Raw genomic sequence first — 15,953 nt, forward strand, 5'->3', positions numbered from 1 at the left:
TCAGGTGTACGCCGACTCCAGCGACACGAGGAGCCACGCGACCCGCAGCGCGGCCGTCTCGCCGTCCCGGGCCAGCTCGGCCACGGCCTCCGCCGCCTCGCGCACCCGGTCCAACCGGGCGAGGTGCCGTGCCCGGGCCGGCTCCCACTCCGCGGACTCGTCCCGGGCCCGCTCCGCGTCCCGCAACCGATCCGCGTCCCGCGCCCGTCGCGCCCTGGCGACCAGCCGGGTCAGACACTCCCGGCAGCCGAAGAGACCCGACTCCGGCGTCGGACCGAGCGGCACGGCCGCCCGCTCCCCGAACGGCTCGTCGCACAGACAGCAGTCGACGGCGCCCACCTGCCGGGAGGTGGGCACGGTCGGCAGCGCGGCCCGGATCGTGGCATGGGCGTAGGCAGGGATGTGCACAGGGGTTCAACTCCTCGGAAGACCGCGCCGGTTCGGTCACGGCGCTGCCTCCATGCTGGAGGGCCGCTCATCCCACTTGCCGCCGTCTGACGGTCCGCACGGGGAAGTTGGCGGAATCTGACACGCGCCCCGTGGCCTGCGACTTCTAAGCTCTTGACGCCATCTGACAGCTTCCGGCGCACGTCCGGACCGCCTCACGGCCGAAGGGACCCGCACCGTGGCCACCACCTCGCCCCACCCCGCGCACCAGGAACTGGTGCGGGCCCTAGAAGAGCTCCACCGCGCGGCCGGCCGCCCCAGCATGCGGAGGATCAGCAAGCTCATCAAGGAGGGCGACCATCCCGCGGCCGTCAGCTACGAGGGCGTCCGCGCCGCGCTCAAGGGGCTCACGGTCCCGCGCTGGGAGACCGTGCAGTCGATCGTCGAGGTGCTGGCGCCCGCCTGCGTCGACCCGCCGAGGGACCCGGCCGGCGAGGTGGCACGGTTCCTGAAGCTGTGGCGCGCGGTACGGGAGGGGGAGTCCGGCGGCCAGCAGTCGGCCCGCGAACTGGGCCTGTCCCAGGGCTGGGGCACCGACGACGGCCGATGGACCCCCGAGGCGGTCCTCGGTCTGATGATCAACCCCTTCAACGCCATCGAGATCCACCCCTCCCTCGCCGTTCCCCACGAGCCGATGATGACGGAGGACGAGTGGGTGGAGCTCGGCCTGCGCCTCATCGAGGAGAGCGGCGCCGAGATGGCCCTGCGTGCTCTGCTCAAGACCCTGAAGGGCGACTACCTCGGCGCGGGGGAGGGAGCCCCGTACGGCTACCACTTCCCTGACCAGGAAGCCGTCGACATGCACACGGCCTACCTTCATGGCTGCGACCTGCTGCTCCGGCGCCTCGCCGTCGAGCCCAACCTGCTCCAGCGGTCGATCGCGGCCATGCACGCCGACGAGACCATGGACCGCGAGGACCGGGTCGCGATGCTGGAGGCGGAGTCGGACGCGTCGCTGATGCGGGAGGTGATGACGGTGACGCCGGAGACCTGGCACGAGATCTCCGAGGAGGCGCGGCACCAGGTCTTCGGCTATCTGGTCAAGTCGTTCGGCCCGGTCGGCAGGATCGGCCTGCCGCCCGAGCAGCGCTATCGGTTCGACTGGCGGATCCCCGAGCCGTCCCCGGCGTAGCGACGGAAACGGCGAGGCCCGCCGCCCCCAGGAGGGGCGACGGGCCTCAGCGGATCGGCAGGTCCGGCTTAGAGGTCGAAGTACAGCTCGAACTCGTGCGGGTGCGGGCGCAGCTGGATCGGGGCGATCTCGTGGGTGCGCTTGTAGTCGATCCAGGTCTCGATCAGGTCGGAGGTGAAGACACCGCCGGCCTGGAGGTACTCGTTGTCCTCCTCGAGGGCCGTCAGGACGGCCTCCAGGTTGGTCGGGACCTGGGCGACGCCCGCGTGCTCCTCGGGGGCGAGCTCGTAGAGGTCCTTGTCGATCGGCTCGGCCGGCTCGATCTTGTTCTTGATGCCGTCGAGGCCCGCGAGGAGGAGGGCCGAGAAGGCGAGGTACGGGTTCGAGGACGGGTCCGGCGCGCGGAACTCGACGCGCTTGGCCTTCGGGTTCGAGCCCGTGATCGGGATGCGCATCGCGGCGGAGCGGTTGCGCTGCGAGTAGACCAGGTTGACCGGGGCCTCGAAGCCCGGGACCAGACGGTGGTAGGAGTTCACCGTCGGGTTGGTGAAGGCCAGCAGCGACGGGGCGTGCTTGAGGATGCCGCCGATGTAGTAGCGGGCGGTGTCCGAGAGGCCCGCGTAGCCCTGCTCGTCGTAGAAGAGCGGGTCGCCGTTCGACCACAGCGACTGGTGGACGTGCATGCCCGAGCCGTTGTCGCCGAAGATCGGCTTCGGCATGAAGGTCGCGGTCTTGCCGTTGCGCCAGGCGACGTTCTTCACGATGTACTTGAAGAGCATCAGGTCGTCGGCCGCGGCGAGCAGCGTGTTGAACTTGTAGTTGATCTCCGCCTGGCCGGCGGTGCCGACCTCGTGGTGCTGGCGCTCGACCTGGAGGCCGACGTTCTCCAGCTCCAGGGAGATCTCCGCGCGCAGGTCGGCGAAGTGGTCGACCGGCGGGGCCGGGAAGTAGCCGCCCTTGTAGCGGACCTTGTAACCCCGGTTGTCCTCCTCCTTGCCTGTGTTCCAGGCGCCGGCCTCGGAGTCGATGTGGTAGAAGCCCTGGTTCGCCGAGGTCTCGAAGCGGACCGAGTCGAACACGTAGAACTCGGCCTCGGGGCCGAAGTACGCGGTGTCGGCGATGCCGGTGGAGGCCAGGTACGCCTCCGCCTTCTTCGCGATGTTGCGCGGGTCACGGCTGTACTGCTCGCCCGTGATCGGGTCGTGGATGAAGAAGTTGATGTTCAGCGTCTTGTCGCGGCGGAACGGGTCCAGGCGGGCCGTCGACAGGTCGGCGCGCAGGGCCATGTCCGACTCGTGGATGGCCTGGAAGCCGCGGATCGACGAACCGTCGAAGGCCAGCTCCTCGGACGGGTCGAACGCCGTCGCCGGGATCGTGAAGTGCTGCATCACGCCCGGAAGGTCGCAGAAACGGACGTCGACCATCTTGACGTCATTGTCCTGAATGAACTTCTTGGCCTCGTCGGCGTTCTGGAACATCCAACTCCTCCTACTCCCGGCCCGGGGAGGGGCGGGGTTGCAGCTCGGTCGTGCGGCCAGTGCGGTGGCACACGCAGGACCCGACCATAGGCAGACGGGATTTCTCAAGCATGACCCATTTGTTTCGTCGAAGTTAACCGGGGCGGGTGCGCCGCCACGGCCCCCGCGCTCCCGCCGGCCCCGGCCCGACCCAGGCCGAAGTGATCAAAAACGGGCGCAGTACCGTGGTCGGGTGGACAACAGGCAAGCACTCGGATCATGGCTCTCCGGACCGCGCGCCGCGGCCGAAGAAGCGGGCGTGGACTTCGGTTACCGGGGGCAGCAGCTCGGTCTGCCCGAGGAGGGCCCCGGCTCGATCGCCCGCCCCGGCCGCCGCCTCGGCGCCCTCGCCGTCGACTGGGCCCTCTGCATGCTGATCGCATACGGCCTCATCACCGACGGCTACCGCCAGGCCACCGGCAACTGGGCCCTGCTCATCCTGCTGGTCCTGAGCGTGCTCACGGTCGGCACCATCGGCTCCACCCCCGGCAAGCGGCTCTTCGGGCTCCGGGTCGTCTCCGTGAACGGCGGCCGTCTCGGCCTGCTCCGCGTCGTCGTCCGCAGCGTCCTCGTCTGCCTCGCCATCCCCGCCCTCATCTGGGACCGCGACGGCCGCGGCCTGCACGACCGGTTCGCCGGCGCCGTCCAGGTCCGGATCTGACCGTAAGAATCCGACCGTGAAAAGGGGCGCCCCGGACCGATCGGTCCGGGGCGCCCCTTCGTACGCTCGCGCGTACGGTCAGCGCATCTTTCCGCCGCGCGGCATCCGCATGCCCTTCGGCATCGGGCCCTTCGGCAGCGGCATGTTGCTCATCAGGTCGCCCATCGCCCGCAGCCGGTCGTTCGTCGCCGTCACCTGGGGGCCGGCGAGCAGCCGCGGCAGCTTCAGCATCTTGGTGCGGACCTTCTTCAGCGGCACCTGGCCGGCGTCCTCGTCGTTGCCGACGATGATGTCCGTCACCGGCACGTCCGGGACGATGCGGGCCATCTTCCGCTTCTCGGCCGCGAGCAGCGGCTTCAGCCGGTTCGGGTTGCCCTCGGCGACCAGGACGATGCCCTGGCGGCCGACCGCCCGGTGCACGACGTCCTGGTTGCGGTTCATCGCCACCGCCGGGGTCGTCGTCCAGCCGCGCCCGATGTTCTGCAGCACCGCCGCGGCGGCGCCCGGCTGGCCCTCCATCTGCCCGAAGGCCGCCTTCTCAGCACGCCGGCCGAAGACGATCGCCATCGCCAGGAAGGCCAGAACGAAGCCGAGAATGCCCAGGTAGACCGGGTGACCGATCAGGAAGCCGATCGCGAGGAGGACACCGAGCACGACGATGCCCACGCCCGCGACGACGAGACCGACCTTCGGGTCGGCCTTCCGGGTCATCTTGTACGTGAGGGCGATCTGCTTCAGTCGCCCGGGGTTCGCGGCGTCAGCGCCGCCCGTGTTTGCCTTCCTCGCCATGTCCTGAAGTTTACGTGGCCCGGGAAGCCCGGCCCGCCACGGCCTCCATGACGTGCTGGGCCTCCACCCGGTCCTTGGCGCGGCGGCGGTCCTCCAGAACCGAGGTCCAGGCGTTACGCCGGGCGGTGCGCTGCCCACGGGCGAGCAGCAGGGACTCGACGGCCCTCAGGGTGCCGGTGACGGACGGGAACGCGGTGGCTCGGATGTGCGCGGCCTGCATGGGCGAGGGCCTCCGTGAGCGCTCGGTGGCGGTGAGTGAGAACAGCCTCACAGATTGGTGTTACCAGGACGTGACCCGGTGGTCAAACACTGATGAAGCCCATGACACGGCCGATGCGGCCGTCCGTCCGGACGGCCGCATCGGCCACGCAGGGAATCCTCAGGCTTCGGCGCGGCTGCGCCGCTCCATCGCCTGCTGGTACAGGCGTCCCGCCCGGTACGACGAACGGACCAGCGGGCCCGACATCACGCCGGAGAAGCCGATCTCGTCGGCCTCGTCCTTCAGCTCCACGAACTCCTGCGGCTTCACCCAGCGCTCCACGGGGTGGTGCCGCACGGACGGACGCAGGTACTGGGTGATGGTGATCAGCTCGCAGCCGGCGTCGTGCAGCTGCCGCAGCGCCTCGCTGACCTCCTCGCGGGTCTCGCCCATGCCGAGGATCAGGTTCGACTTCGTGACCAGACCGTAGTCCCGGGCCTTGGTGATGACCTCGAGGGAACGCTCGTAACGGAAGCCCGGACGGATCCGCTTGAAGATCCGCGGCACCGTCTCGATGTTGTGCGCGAAGACCTCGGGGCGGGAGGCGAAGACCTCCTCCAGGAGCTCGGGCACCGCGTTGAAGTCGGGGGCCAGCAGCTCGACCTTGGTGTGGCCGGTGGGGCGCTCGGCGGTCTGCTGGTGGATCTGGCGCACGGTCTCCGCGTACAGCCAGGCGCCGCCGTCCTCCAGGTCGTCGCGCGCGACGCCGGTGATGGTGGCGTAGTTCAGGTCCATGGTGACGACGGACTCGCCCACGCGGCGCGGCTCGTCACGGTCGAGGGCCTGCGGCTTGCCGGTGTCGATCTGGCAGAAGTCGCAGCGGCGGGTGCACTGGTCGCCGCCGATGAGGAAGGTCGCCTCGCGGTCCTCCCAGCACTCGAAGATGTTGGGACAGCCCGCCTCCTGGCAGACCGTGTGCAGCCCCTCGCTCTTCACGAGCCCCTGCAGCTTGTTGTACTCGGGCCCCATCTTCGCCCGGGTCTTGATCCACTCGGGCTTGCGCTCGATGGGGGTCTGGCTGTTCCGGACCTCCAGGCGCAGCATCTTGCGTCCGTCGGGTGCGACTGCGGACACATCGGCTCCTGTAGCTTCGATTCTTCGGCGCACACCAGGGTACGCCCGTTGCTTCCATGCCTTGCTACGTCTGGCCAACCCGTGGCCAGAGCTCGGCATTCCTCAGGCGGTCGCCGTCTCCACAGGCCGCTCCGTCTTCCGCTCGATCTCCCGCGGCTTCAGCTCCGCGTGCGCCATGACCTCACTCAGGTGCCTCTCCAGGACCGGCAGCACCTCGGCGATCGTGATGTCCCGGCCCAGCTCGTTGGCCAGGGAGGCCACGCCGGCGTCCCGGATGCCGCAGGGGATGATCCGGTCGAACCAGGTGTTGTCGGGGTTCACGTTGAGGGCGAAGCCGTGCATGGTGACGCCCTTGGCGACCCGGATGCCGATGGCCGCGAGCTTGCGGTCCTCGCGGCGCTGGCCAGCGTTGGACGGGGCGTACTCCGGGCCGTTCAGCCGCGGGTCGAACTCCTCGTCGGTCAGTCGCGGGTCGAAGTCCAGGGAGAGGCCGCCGAGCGCGGGGCGCTGCTCGATCGGGTCGCCGAGCACCCAGACGCCGCTGCGGCCCTCGATCCGGGTGGTCTCCAGGCCGAACTCGGCGGCGGTGCGGATCAGCGCCTCCTCCAGCCGGCGGACGTGCGCGACCACGTCGACCGGGCGGGGCAGCTTCATGATCGGGTAACCCACCAGCTGTCCGGGGCCGTGCCAGGTGATCTTGCCGCCGCGGTCCACGTCCACGACGGGCGTCCCGTCCAGGGGGCGCTCGCTCTCCTCGGTGCGCCGGCCCGCGGTGTACACGGGAGGGTGCTCCAGAAGCAGACAGGTGTCCTCGACCTCGTCGGCGAACCGGGCGGCGTGCACCTCGCGCTGCTTGTCCCACGCCACCTGGTAGTCGACGGCGTCCTCGCCGAAGCCCAGACGGACGAATCGCACACTCACGGCAATGCCTCCTCCTGGGTGCCGGTGGCCGGGTTCCGGGGATCGTCCCGGGGCGGGAGCCGGCTCGGCACCATGCGTCATTCGCGCCCATGCCACTGTACGGCGGCTCGCCGCAACTCCCTCGGGCAGGTGGGCGAGCTCACGGGGCTGCCGCCCCGCGGCCGACCCCCGTCCGCCGTCGGTCATCCGGCGGCGGCAACCCTCCTTCCCGTTCCTCACACGATCGGATGAATGTGAGGCGAAGGTGGTGGTCAGGGCGTTTCCTACCGCTAAATTCACGCCGTTCCATGAGGGCCATGAGGGTCGATACGGGCTGCCACCCGGGCCCGGAAGGCAGGAGACCGCACAGCTGATGACGGAACGACCCCCGCAGCGCATCCCGAACCGCCAGCTCGCCGCGCTCATCGCCGAAGCAGGTTTCTCCAACGCGGGTCTCGCCAGACGGGTGGACCAGCTCGGTCTGGAGCACGGGCTCGACCTGCGGTACGACAAGACCTCCGTGACCCGCTGGCTGCGCGGCCAGCAGCCGCGCGGCACCACTCCCGCCCTGATCGCCGAGGTCTTCACCCGGCGCCTCGGCCGCCGCCTCTCCGCGCAGGACCTCGGGCTCGACGCCTGCGCACCGGTCTACGCGGGCCTGGAGTTCGCCGCGACCCCCGAGGAGGCCGTCGACATCGTCAGCGGGCTGTGGCGCAAGGACTCCGGCAGCCACGCGGAACTGCGGAAGATCGCCTTCACCCCGGCCGGGCTCGTCGTCCCCAGCCGCGACTGGCTGATCGGCCGGGCCGACGAGCGGGTCGCGCGCGGGGAGTCCGCCGGGGCACCGGGCGGCACGGGCGCCGGCGGTACGCACCCGGGCACGGGCCCGGCTCCCGGCACCGGTCCGCGGACCCAGGGCACCGACCCGCGCGTCCCCGCCCAGGGCCGGTTCTCCGTCCCCCGCCAGCGCGGCACCGACCGAGGCCCGGGGCAGCGGGTCTCCAGCGGGGACATCGCCGCCCTGCGCTCGGTCGGCGAGCTCTTCCGCACCCTCGACCACGCCTACGGCGGCGGCCACGCCCGACAGGCCCTCGTCCGCTACCTGGAACACGAGGCGGAGCCGATGCTGCGCGGCACCTACGGGGAGAGCGTCGGGCGCCGGCTCTTCGCCGCGGCCGCCGATCTGACCCGGCTGGCCGGCTGGACCTCGTACGACATCGCCGCGCACGGCCTCGCCCAGCGGTACTTCGTCCAGGCGCTGCGGCTCGCCCAGGCGGCCGGCGACCGGGCCTACGGCTCGTACGTCCTCGTCACCATGAGCCACCAGGCCGTCTACCTCGGGCACGGCCGCGAGGCCGTCCAGCTCGCCCGGGTCGCCCAGCAGGGCGTCGGCTCCGCCGCCCCGCCCGTCGTCCAGGCCCTGCTGCACTCCGTCGAGGCGCGGGGGCACGGCGTGCTCGGCGAGTCCCGGGCCTGCGGCGCCGCGCTCGCCCGCGCCGAACGCGCCCTGGAGGCCGCCCGGCCGGGCGACGAGGTGCCGTACTGGGCCAAGTCCTTCGACGAGGCCCAGCTCGCCGACGAGTTCGGGCACTGCCACCGCGACCTCCAGCAGTACCGGGCCGCCGCCCAGCACGCCGAGCGCGCCCTCCAGCTCCGCGCGCCCGGCTACGCCCGCAGCCGCCTCTTCTGCCGGGTCGTCCTCGCCTCGGCGCGGCTCGCCCTCGGCGAGATCGACCAGGCCTGCGCCCTGGGCGCCGAGGCCGCCCAGCAGGCCGCCGAGATGCGCTCGGCGCGCGCCGTCGAGTACGTCCGCGACTTCGAACGCCGCCTGGAGCCCTACCGCGACGCCCCCGCCGTCCGCACCTACCGCGACCGGGTGGCCGCCCTCGGCTAGCCCCGGTCAGGCCGCCCTCTCGGCCTTCTCCGCGGCGGCACCCGCCGTCTCCGGGGCCCGCAGGCCCAGGTCCGCCAGGAGGGCGGCGGCGGTGCGGCGGGCCGAGGAGAGGGCGCCGACGGGGGTGCCGGTGGCGCGGTGGTCCCCGCACACGTAGAGACCGGACAGGACCCGCACCGGACGCTCGTGGTCGAACGGGGGCCGCATCGCCGGGAAGGCGTGCGGGGTGTGGTGCAGGCCGACCAGCTCCCACTCGTCCGTGGAGACCCCGTACAGCGTCGCCAGATGCTTGCGGACCCGCCGCTCGGTGTCGTCCGGCGGGGTGCCCAGGATCGTCGAGGTGATCAGGGTGCGGCCCGCCGGGGCCCGGGTCGGGTCGACCGCGCTCATCACCGCCGTGTGCGCCACCGGACCGTCCGGATCGGACTCCACCAGCAGCACCGGATCGACGGCCGGCGCGGCGGGCGCCGTGTGGTGCAGCACGGTCGCCGCGTGGTAGTCGGGGACCCGCAGACCCGGCAGCAGCTCCGCCGCCGTCCGCCCGCCGGTCGCGAGGACCACCGACCGGCAGCCGAACACCCCGTGCTCCGCCGTCGTCACCCGCGAGATCGACGCCTCCGTGACCCGGACGTCGGTACGGACCGTACCCGGCGGCAGCGCGGCCGCCAGCCGCTCCGGCAGCGTGCCCGAACCTCCCTCCGGCACCCCGAGCCGGCCCCGCGCGAAGGACCGCAGCGCGAGGTCCGCGCGCCGGCTGGAGGTCGTCAGGTCGGGGTCGCCGAGCAGGGCGGCGAGCAGCGGGCGCAGCACTCCCTGGACGGTGCGGGCCGGCAGACGGGCCGTCAGCGCCTCGCGCGCGGTCCGCTCCGTACGGGCCAGCAGGCGCGGCGCCGGGGTCGTGGCGAGCCGTACCAGGGACGCCCCGAGGCGCGCCTGGTCGAGCGAGACCGCCGGATTCCGGGGGGCGCCGGCCAGGGCGCGCGCCACCCCGCGTGCGCCCCCTACGCCCCGGGAGGCGTTCGGGGACCCCCGCCCCGGGCTCCGGGAGGCCCCCGCGCCGACCCTGGGGGCGCCGCCCCAGGGGGTGTGCGGTGCACCCCACCGTCCGTACCGCCCGTCGCTGTGCACCAGCACCCCGGGGGCGAACGGGCGCAGGACCACGTCCGCCACCTCCGGCACGGTGAACAGCGGTCCGAGGCGGTCGAGTCGGAAGCCGTCGACGGTGTCCGTCGCCATCCGGCCGCCGACCCGCGGCGCGGCCTCCAGGACCCGGACCGACAGACCGGCCGCGATCAGCTGATGGGCCGTCGCCAGACCCGCGATCCCGGCTCCTACGACGACGACGTCCGCGTTGTCGAGCACGTGCCCCTCCCCAGGTCGGTCGCGCTGTGTGGGAGGCCTATGCCCCCAACCAGTCCCCGGAATGCCGGAGTTCGCAAGAGACTAGGCAGCGCTCCCGCCCCGGGAAGCCGCGCGCGACGGGCGTGCGCGCAGCACGGGGGAGCACACGCGGCCCTCCCGCCGGGCCCGAGGGGGCGTCAGCGGGCGGCGGCGCGCACCGAATCGTCGATCGTCGGGAAGGCGAAGTCGAAGCCGGTCTCCAACAGCCGCCCGGGCAGCACCCGCTGGCTGCCCAGCACGTCCTGCGCGAACTCCCCGAGCACGGCCCGCAGCGCCGGCGCGGGGACGTGGAAGAACGCCGGGCGCCGCAGCACGCGCCCCATCGCCGCCGTCACCTCCCGGTTGGTGACCGGCTCGGGCGCGGTCAGGTTCACCGGCCCCGCCAGGGAGGGCGTGTCGACCATGTGCCGCAGCGCGGCGACCTCGTCGTGGAGCGAGATGAAGCTCCAGTACTGGCGGCCGTCGCCCATCCGCCCGCCGAGCCCGGCCCGGAAGAGCGGGAAGAGCCGGCCCCACGCCCCGCCCTCGCGGGCCACCACCAGGCCGGTGCGGGCGTACGCCACACGGATGCCGGCCGCCTCGGCGGGCGCCGCCGCGGCCTCCCACTCCACGCACACCGACGGCAGGAAGCCCTCGCCCGCGGGCGCGCTCTCGTCCACGGCCCGGGTGCCGGTGTCGCCGTACCAGCCGAGGGCGGTCCCGCAGACCAGCACCTCGGGCGGGTCGGCGAGCGAGGCGAGGGCCTCGGCGATCGTCCGCGTGCCGAGCACGCGGCTGTCGCGGATCTCCTGCTTGTACGCCGCGTTCCAGCGCCGCTCGCCGACGCCCGCGCCCGCGAGGTGGACCACCGCGTCGACCCCGACGAGGCCGGCGGCGTCCACGTGGAGCCGGGCCGGGTCCCACTCCACCTCGTCGGCGGTCCGGGCGGGCCGCCGGACGAGCCGCAGGACCTCGTGGCCGTCGGCGCGCAGGGAGCGCACGAGGGCGGAGCCGATGAGTCCGGACGCCCCGGTGACGGCCACCCGCCTGCGGGAGGAACGCCGCCGCGGTGCGTGCTGTGGCCCGCCCTCGGGCACGTCCTGGGGTGAGTGCTGCTGCGAGGAGTGCTGCATGGGCCCATCCTGCCCTTCGCCGTCCGGTCGTGGCACAGTGGCCGCATGATCGTGCCGGAGATTCCGATACGCGAGGCCCGGGCCGCCGACGAGCCGGCCCTCGCCGAGCTCGACCGCACCACCTGGTCGTCCCTCCACGCCGTGATGCCCCCGCCCGAGGCGGGGCAGCCCTTCTATGACGAGCGGCACCGGCCCGAGCACTACCTGGTCGCGGAGCTCGGGGGAGCGGTCGTCGGCTACGTCCGGCTCGTCCCGCCCACCCCGCTGGCCTGCAACGCCCATGTCCGCCAGATCCAGGGCCTCGCCGTCGCCGGGTCCGCCCGCGGCCGGGGCGTGGCCCGGGCGCTGCTGCGCGCCGCGGCGGCCCGCGCCCGCGCCCAGGGAGCCGTCCGGCTCACCCTGCGGGTCCTCGGCCACAACGCCCCGGCCCGCGCCCTCTACGAGGCCGAGGGCTTCACGGTCGAGGGCGTCCTGCCCGGCGAGTTCCTGCTGGACGGGGCGTACGTGGACGACATCCTGATGGGCCGGTCACTCACCGGCTGACGTCGGCCCGGCCGGTCACCACGGCCGCGCCCCGTCTCGCCCGCGCCCCGTCCTGCCGGCGCCCACGCCGTGCGTCACGCCTCCGCCGACGACCACCCGATCCCGGCCGTCAGTTCGCGCAGGCACCGCACCGCCAGCTCGGCCGGTGCGCCCTCGCCCCGTACCGGCGCGTCCGTCCCGGCCCAGGTCTCCAAAGCGATCCGGATCGCGGCGGTGGCCGCCGCGGCGGCGAGACGGAGCTCCAAGGGGTCGGCGCCCGGGCCCGCGAGAGCGGCGAGGACCTCGCGGAGCCGCTCCTCGGACTCCTGGTTCACGCGGTACCAGACGGCCCGCAGCGCCGGATCGCGGTCCGCCGCCCGCAGGAGGCCGCGGGTCCGGCGCAGGCCCTCCGCCTCCTCCTCGCCCTCCGCCGCGAGGGAGCCGGCGACGGACCGCTCCAGGGCGAGCGCCAGGTCCGTGCCCGGCTCGGTGGCGGCCAGGGCGGCCCGCCAGCGGTCGGCGCCGCCCGCGAGCAGCGGGGCCACCGCGTCCTGCTTGGAGCGGAAGTAGCGGTAGAAGGTGCGCAGGGCGACCCCGGCCCGTAGCGCGATGTCCTCGGCGGTGGTGTCGTCGGGGCCGCGCTCGGTGAACAGTTCGGCGGCGGCGCGGGCGATGTCGAGCTGGGTGGCGGCCTTGCGGCGCTCCGTCAGGGAGGGGGGCTTGGTGCTCACCCCACCCAGCGTACGCCCGCCGCTGCCATGTGTGCACGGCATGCAAGTATGGCAAAACGTGCCACTTAGGCGTACGGTTGCACCCGTCCCGGAGGCTTGAGACCGAGAGGTTGCCGTCATGAACCAGCTGACCCGTTACGAAGGACGTCGCGCACTCGTCACCGGCGGCGGCTCCGGCATCGGCCAGGCCACCGTGCTGCGCATGCTGGCGGAGGGCGGCACCGTCGTCGCCGCCGACATCAGCGAGGACGGCCTCAAGGACACCGTCGCCAAGGCGGGCGACACGGCTGGCCGCCTCACCACCCTCGTCGTGGACATCGCCGACGAGACCTCGGTGCGCGAGGGCGTCGCCGCCGCCGTCACCGCCCTCGGCGGCCTGGACGTACTCGTCAACGCGGCCGGCATCCTGCGCTCCTCGCACACCCACGAGACCGCGCTCGACGCCTTCGAGCAGGTGATCCGGATCAACCTCACCGGCACCTTCCTCGTCATCCGCGAGGCGATACCGGCGCTCCTGGAGGGCGACGACGCGGCCGTCGTCAACTTCTCCTCGACCTCCGCGATGTTCGCCCACCCCTATATGGCGGCCTACGCGGCCAGCAAGGGCGGCGTCCAGTCCATGACCCACGCGCTCGCCGCCGAGTACGCCAAGCAGGGCATCCGCTTCACCGCCGTCCAGCCCGGCTCCATCTCCTCCGGCATGACCGACGGCTCCGGCGCCAGCAGGCAGTCGATCGGCCCCGGCCTGCCCGAGGACACCGACTGGTCCCTCTTCGCCAAGCTCGCCCCCGCCCTCGGCCAGGGCTTCGCCGGCCCCGAGACCGTCGCCGGTGTCGTCGCCATGCTCGCCAGCGAGGACGGGAAGTTCATCACCGGCACCGAGATCCGCATCGACGGCGGCACGCACTTCTGAGGGGCTCCCAGGACCAAGCCCGCACAGACCGGCCCGGTTCGGCCCCTCCGTACCCCTACCCGGGGCCGAACCGGGCCCACAGCCGCGGGAAGCGGGCCGCGAGCACGCCGTCGTCCTCCAGGTCGAACGGCGTCCCCTCCGGCTCCGCTCCCGGCGGCGGGATCCCCAGGTCGGGCGTCTCCGCGCCCGTCAGCTGCTCGTACGCCTCGTCCGCCGCGAAGCCCAGCTCCTCGCCGTCCCCGTCGATCTCCTCGTCGAAATCGGCCAGCAGCTCCGCCAGCGCGTCCGGCTCGTGCACCCCGCCCTCGAAGACCTCCCGGCCCTGGGCGATCAGCCAGCAGCGGAACCAGTCGAAGGCCTCGTCGCCCGCCCCGCCCAGCAGCACCGCCGCCGCACCCCACAGATCCCAGGTGTACGCGCGGTTGTAGCGGGCCTCGAAATGGCGGGCGAAGTCGACCACGGAGTCCGGATCGAGCTGCGTCAGGCGCTCGACGAGCAGGTCGGCGTGCTCCTCCGGGTCGCCCTCGGCGCGCTCCCGGGTGGAGTCGATGATCTCCCAGAACTCCGTCTCGTCCATCACGGGACCAAGCATCGTGGGTCGCGCCCGGCGACGCACCCGGAAGCGGCCGAAAACAATCCGGACAGAAGATGTCGTCCTTTCCTGCCAGGCTCCCCCCATGACCGCTGCAACGAAGCCGCTCGCCGGCCGCATCTGCCTCGTCGCCGGAGCCACCCGTGGAGCCGGCCGCGCCATCGCCGTCCAGCTGGGCACCGCCGGAGCCACCGTCTACGTCACCGGCCGCACCACCCGCGACAGCATCAGCGAGGTCGGCCGCGCCACCGAGACCATCGAGGAGACCGCCGAACTCGTGACCGAGGCCGGCGGCCACGGCATCGCCGTGCCCACCGACCACCTGGAGGCCGACCGGGTCCGCGCCCTGGCCGACCGCATCGACCGCGAACAGGGCCGGCTCGACGTCCTCGTCAACGACGTCTGGGGCGGCGAGCACCTCATCGGCTCGTCCTTCGGCAAGAAGACCTGGGACATCGACCTCACCGACGGCCTCAGGATGCTCGAACTCGGCGTGAAGACGCACCTCATCACCTCCCACGCCGTCCTGCCGCTGCTCACCCGCCACCCCGGCGGCCTCGTCGTCGAGGTCACCGACGGCACCACCGCGTACAACGGCACCCACTACCGCGAGAACCTCTTCTACGACCTCGCCAAGAACGCCCCGATCCGGATGGCCTTCGGCCTCGCCAAGGAGCTGGCGGACTCCGCCGGCACGGCCGTCTCGATCAGCCCCGGCTGGCTCAGGTCCGAGCAGATGCTCGCCCACTTCGGCGTCACCGAGGACACCTGGCGCGAGGCGACGAAGCAGCTCGCCGACTTCGCCGTCTCCGAGTCCCCGGTCTACGTCGGCCGGGCCGTCGCCGCCCTCGCCGCCGACCCCGACCGGGCCCGCTGGAACGGGCGGTCGCTCGACAGCGGACAGCTCGCGCGGGAGTACGGCTTCACCGACGCCGACGGCTCACGCCCCGACTCCTGGGGGTTCATGCTGGCCAAGGAGGCCGACCCGGACACCCGCGTGGAGGACTACCGGTAGCGGGACTACCGGTAGCGGTCGGCCATGGCCCGGGCGGCCTCCGCGAACCGCGCGCGGAGCGCCGCCGGGGCCAGCACCTCCGCCTCCGCCCCCAGCCCGAGCAACTGGCCGAAGGCGACCTCCTCGTTCTCCACCCGCAGGCTCACCCGCACCCGGCCGTCCTCCTCCACGGCCCCCGCCGCGAGCGCCTCCTCGGCCGCCGCCCGGTCCGTCACGTACGGCAGCCGCCGCGCCCCCGCCTCCGTGACCCGCAGCACCACCTCCGCCCGCAGCAGCGAGCGCGCGAACTCGTCCGAACGCTCGGCCCAGAACGCCGCCAGGTCGAAGTCCGGATCCCGTGCGAAGTGCTCCTCGCCGAGCACGACGTCCGTGAACCGGTCCACCCGATAGGTGCGGTACGAGGTGTCCGCACGGGCGCACACGTACCAGACGCCCGCCTTGAGCACGAGCCCGTACGGCTCGAGCTCCCGCTCCACCTCGCCGTCCCCCCGCCGGTAGCGCGCCCGGACCCGCAGGTCGCCCCAGACCGACTCCGCGATCGCGGGCAGCAGCTCCGGGGTCTCCGGCTCCTGGTACCAGCCGGGCGCGTCCAGGTGGAAGCGCTGGGCGGCCGACCGGGGCGCGTCCCGCAGCGACGGCAGCAGCGCCGCCGACACCTTCAGCCGGGCCGCCGAGGCCGCGTCCTCACGGCCCATGTCCCGCAGCGCCTGCGGAAGCCCGGACAGGAACAGCGCCTCCGCCTCACCGCGCGCGAGCCCCGTCAGCCGGGTCCGGTACCCGCCCACCAGCCGGTAGCCGCCGGCCCTCCCCCGGTCCGCGTACACCGGCACCCCCGCCTCCGAGAGGGCGAGGGCGTCACGGGTGATGGTCCGCTCCGACACCTCCAGCTCGGCGGCGAGTTCGGCGGCGGTCATGGACGGCCGGTTCTGCAGCAGCAGGACCATCTTGATGAGACGAGCGGCACGCATGACTCCATCATGCGTGCCGCTCGGTC

At 73.0% G+C, this 15,953-nt stretch carries 17 protein-coding genes; 6 read left to right on the top strand and 11 right to left on the bottom strand.

Features of this window, described 5'->3' with window-relative positions; genetic code table 11:
- Nucleotides 1-408, bottom strand: a complete 408-nt coding sequence (locus tag ACFY7C_RS13150; protein WP_389648288.1) for a hypothetical protein — start codon at nucleotides 406-408, stop codon at nucleotides 1-3.
- A 217-nt stretch (nucleotides 409-625) separates the two neighbouring features.
- On the opposite strand from ACFY7C_RS13150, the gene ACFY7C_RS13155 reads away from it, so the two are divergent.
- Complete coding sequence (locus ACFY7C_RS13155; RefSeq protein ID WP_389648291.1) at nucleotides 626-1,579, top strand: hypothetical protein; 954 nt, start codon at nucleotides 626-628, stop codon at nucleotides 1,577-1,579.
- Between the two features lie 68 nt (nucleotides 1,580-1,647).
- Here ACFY7C_RS13155 and glnA read toward each other — a convergent pair whose 3' ends face one another.
- Nucleotides 1,648-3,057 (bottom strand): type I glutamate--ammonia ligase, encoded by a 1,410-nt coding sequence (glnA, locus tag ACFY7C_RS13160; RefSeq protein ID WP_389648294.1) that lies wholly within the window; start codon nucleotides 3,055-3,057, stop codon nucleotides 1,648-1,650.
- Between the two features lie 232 nt (nucleotides 3,058-3,289).
- Between glnA and ACFY7C_RS13165 the strand changes: the two genes are divergently transcribed.
- The gene (locus ACFY7C_RS13165; RefSeq protein ID WP_389648297.1) at nucleotides 3,290-3,757 is read left to right on the top strand and encodes an RDD family protein; all 468 of its coding nucleotides are present in this window, start codon (nucleotides 3,290-3,292) and stop codon (nucleotides 3,755-3,757) included.
- A gap of 78 nt (nucleotides 3,758-3,835) precedes the next feature.
- Here ACFY7C_RS13165 and ACFY7C_RS13170 read toward each other — a convergent pair whose 3' ends face one another.
- The 4 genes from ACFY7C_RS13170 to lipB form a co-directional block, all read right to left on the bottom strand.
- On the bottom strand, nucleotides 3,836-4,546 hold the full coding sequence (locus tag ACFY7C_RS13170) for a DUF4191 domain-containing protein (RefSeq protein WP_389648300.1): 711 nt from the start codon (nucleotides 4,544-4,546) through the stop codon (nucleotides 3,836-3,838).
- Nucleotides 4,547-4,556: 10 nt separating this feature from the next.
- The gene (locus ACFY7C_RS13175; RefSeq protein ID WP_389648303.1) at nucleotides 4,557-4,766 is read right to left on the bottom strand and encodes a hypothetical protein; all 210 of its coding nucleotides are present in this window, start codon (nucleotides 4,764-4,766) and stop codon (nucleotides 4,557-4,559) included.
- 159 nt (nucleotides 4,767-4,925) lie between these two features.
- Complete coding sequence (gene lipA, locus ACFY7C_RS13180) at nucleotides 4,926-5,879, bottom strand: lipoyl synthase (RefSeq protein WP_389648306.1); 954 nt, start codon at nucleotides 5,877-5,879, stop codon at nucleotides 4,926-4,928.
- A 102-nt stretch (nucleotides 5,880-5,981) separates the two neighbouring features.
- Entirely contained in the window at nucleotides 5,982-6,806 is an 825-nt protein-coding gene (gene lipB, locus ACFY7C_RS13185; protein ID WP_389649506.1) for a lipoyl(octanoyl) transferase LipB, read from the bottom strand.
- Between the two features lie 346 nt (nucleotides 6,807-7,152).
- Between lipB and ACFY7C_RS13190 the strand changes: the two genes are divergently transcribed.
- Nucleotides 7,153-8,673, top strand: a complete 1,521-nt coding sequence (locus ACFY7C_RS13190; protein WP_389648309.1) for a regulator — start codon at nucleotides 7,153-7,155, stop codon at nucleotides 8,671-8,673.
- 6 nt (nucleotides 8,674-8,679) lie between these two features.
- Here ACFY7C_RS13190 and ACFY7C_RS13195 read toward each other — a convergent pair whose 3' ends face one another.
- On the bottom strand, nucleotides 8,680-10,035 hold the full coding sequence (locus tag ACFY7C_RS13195; RefSeq protein ID WP_389648312.1) for an NAD(P)/FAD-dependent oxidoreductase: 1,356 nt from the start codon (nucleotides 10,033-10,035) through the stop codon (nucleotides 8,680-8,682).
- Nucleotides 10,036-10,211: 176 nt separating this feature from the next.
- On the bottom strand, nucleotides 10,212-11,186 hold the full coding sequence (locus ACFY7C_RS13200; RefSeq protein WP_389648315.1) for a TIGR01777 family oxidoreductase: 975 nt from the start codon (nucleotides 11,184-11,186) through the stop codon (nucleotides 10,212-10,214).
- A 45-nt stretch (nucleotides 11,187-11,231) separates the two neighbouring features.
- Between ACFY7C_RS13200 and ACFY7C_RS13205 the strand changes: the two genes are divergently transcribed.
- Nucleotides 11,232-11,729, top strand: coding sequence for a GNAT family N-acetyltransferase (locus ACFY7C_RS13205; protein WP_389648318.1), 498 nt, complete (start codon nucleotides 11,232-11,234; stop codon nucleotides 11,727-11,729).
- 74 nt (nucleotides 11,730-11,803) lie between these two features.
- On the opposite strand, the gene ACFY7C_RS13210 is transcribed toward ACFY7C_RS13205, so the two are convergent.
- On the bottom strand, nucleotides 11,804-12,481 hold the full coding sequence (locus tag ACFY7C_RS13210; protein WP_389648321.1) for a TetR/AcrR family transcriptional regulator: 678 nt from the start codon (nucleotides 12,479-12,481) through the stop codon (nucleotides 11,804-11,806).
- A gap of 76 nt (nucleotides 12,482-12,557) precedes the next feature.
- Between ACFY7C_RS13210 and ACFY7C_RS13215 the strand changes: the two genes are divergently transcribed.
- Complete coding sequence (locus ACFY7C_RS13215; RefSeq protein WP_389648324.1) at nucleotides 12,558-13,352, top strand: SDR family NAD(P)-dependent oxidoreductase; 795 nt, start codon at nucleotides 12,558-12,560, stop codon at nucleotides 13,350-13,352.
- Nucleotides 13,353-13,407: 55 nt separating this feature from the next.
- Here the strand turns inward: ACFY7C_RS13215 and ACFY7C_RS13220 are convergent, their stop codons facing one another.
- A complete protein-coding gene (locus ACFY7C_RS13220) occupies nucleotides 13,408-13,929 on the bottom strand; it encodes a DUF4240 domain-containing protein (protein WP_389649509.1) in 522 nt (173 codons plus the stop codon).
- Between the two features lie 100 nt (nucleotides 13,930-14,029).
- Here ACFY7C_RS13220 and ACFY7C_RS13225 point away from each other — a divergent pair, with 100 nt between their 5' ends.
- The gene (locus ACFY7C_RS13225) at nucleotides 14,030-14,959 is read left to right on the top strand and encodes an SDR family oxidoreductase (RefSeq protein ID WP_389648327.1); all 930 of its coding nucleotides are present in this window, start codon (nucleotides 14,030-14,032) and stop codon (nucleotides 14,957-14,959) included.
- A gap of 5 nt (nucleotides 14,960-14,964) precedes the next feature.
- On the opposite strand, the gene ACFY7C_RS13230 is transcribed toward ACFY7C_RS13225, so the two are convergent.
- Nucleotides 14,965-15,927 (bottom strand): helix-turn-helix transcriptional regulator, encoded by a 963-nt coding sequence (locus ACFY7C_RS13230; RefSeq protein WP_389648330.1) that lies wholly within the window; start codon nucleotides 15,925-15,927, stop codon nucleotides 14,965-14,967.
- Nucleotides 15,928-15,953: the final 26 nt, after the last annotated feature.

Origin of the sequence: Streptomyces sp. NPDC012769 (genome assembly GCF_042901205.1) — a bacterium.
Lineage (GTDB): Bacteria > Actinomycetota > Actinomycetes > Streptomycetales > Streptomycetaceae > Streptomyces.

What these genes read in the sequence shown, in the direction of transcription:
- ACFY7C_RS13170 (WP_389648300.1), bottom strand. Translation starts at nt 4,546, where the DNA reads ATGGCGAGGAAGGCAAACACGGGCGGCGCTGACGCCGCGAACCCCGGG.
- ACFY7C_RS13230 (WP_389648330.1), bottom strand. Translation starts at nt 15,927, where the DNA reads ATGCGTGCCGCTCGTCTCATCAAGATGGTCCTGCTGCTGCAGAACCGG.
- ACFY7C_RS13220 (WP_389649509.1), bottom strand. Translation starts at nt 13,929, where the DNA reads ATGGACGAGACGGAGTTCTGGGAGATCATCGACTCCACCCGGGAGCGC.
- ACFY7C_RS13210 (WP_389648321.1), bottom strand. Translation starts at nt 12,481, where the DNA reads ATGCCGTGCACACATGGCAGCGGCGGGCGTACGCTGGGTGGGGTGAGC.
- ACFY7C_RS13175 (WP_389648303.1), bottom strand. Translation starts at nt 4,766, where the DNA reads ATGCAGGCCGCGCACATCCGAGCCACCGCGTTCCCGTCCGTCACCGGC.
- ACFY7C_RS13205 (WP_389648318.1), top strand. Translation starts at nt 11,232, where the DNA reads ATGATCGTGCCGGAGATTCCGATACGCGAGGCCCGGGCCGCCGACGAG.
- ACFY7C_RS13215 (WP_389648324.1), top strand. Translation starts at nt 12,558, where the DNA reads ATGAACCAGCTGACCCGTTACGAAGGACGTCGCGCACTCGTCACCGGC.
- ACFY7C_RS13225 (WP_389648327.1), top strand. Translation starts at nt 14,030, where the DNA reads ATGACCGCTGCAACGAAGCCGCTCGCCGGCCGCATCTGCCTCGTCGCC.
- ACFY7C_RS13200 (WP_389648315.1), bottom strand. Translation starts at nt 11,186, where the DNA reads ATGCAGCACTCCTCGCAGCAGCACTCACCCCAGGACGTGCCCGAGGGC.
- glnA (WP_389648294.1), bottom strand. Translation starts at nt 3,057, where the DNA reads ATGTTCCAGAACGCCGACGAGGCCAAGAAGTTCATTCAGGACAATGAC.
- ACFY7C_RS13190 (WP_389648309.1), top strand. Translation starts at nt 7,153, where the DNA reads ATGACGGAACGACCCCCGCAGCGCATCCCGAACCGCCAGCTCGCCGCG.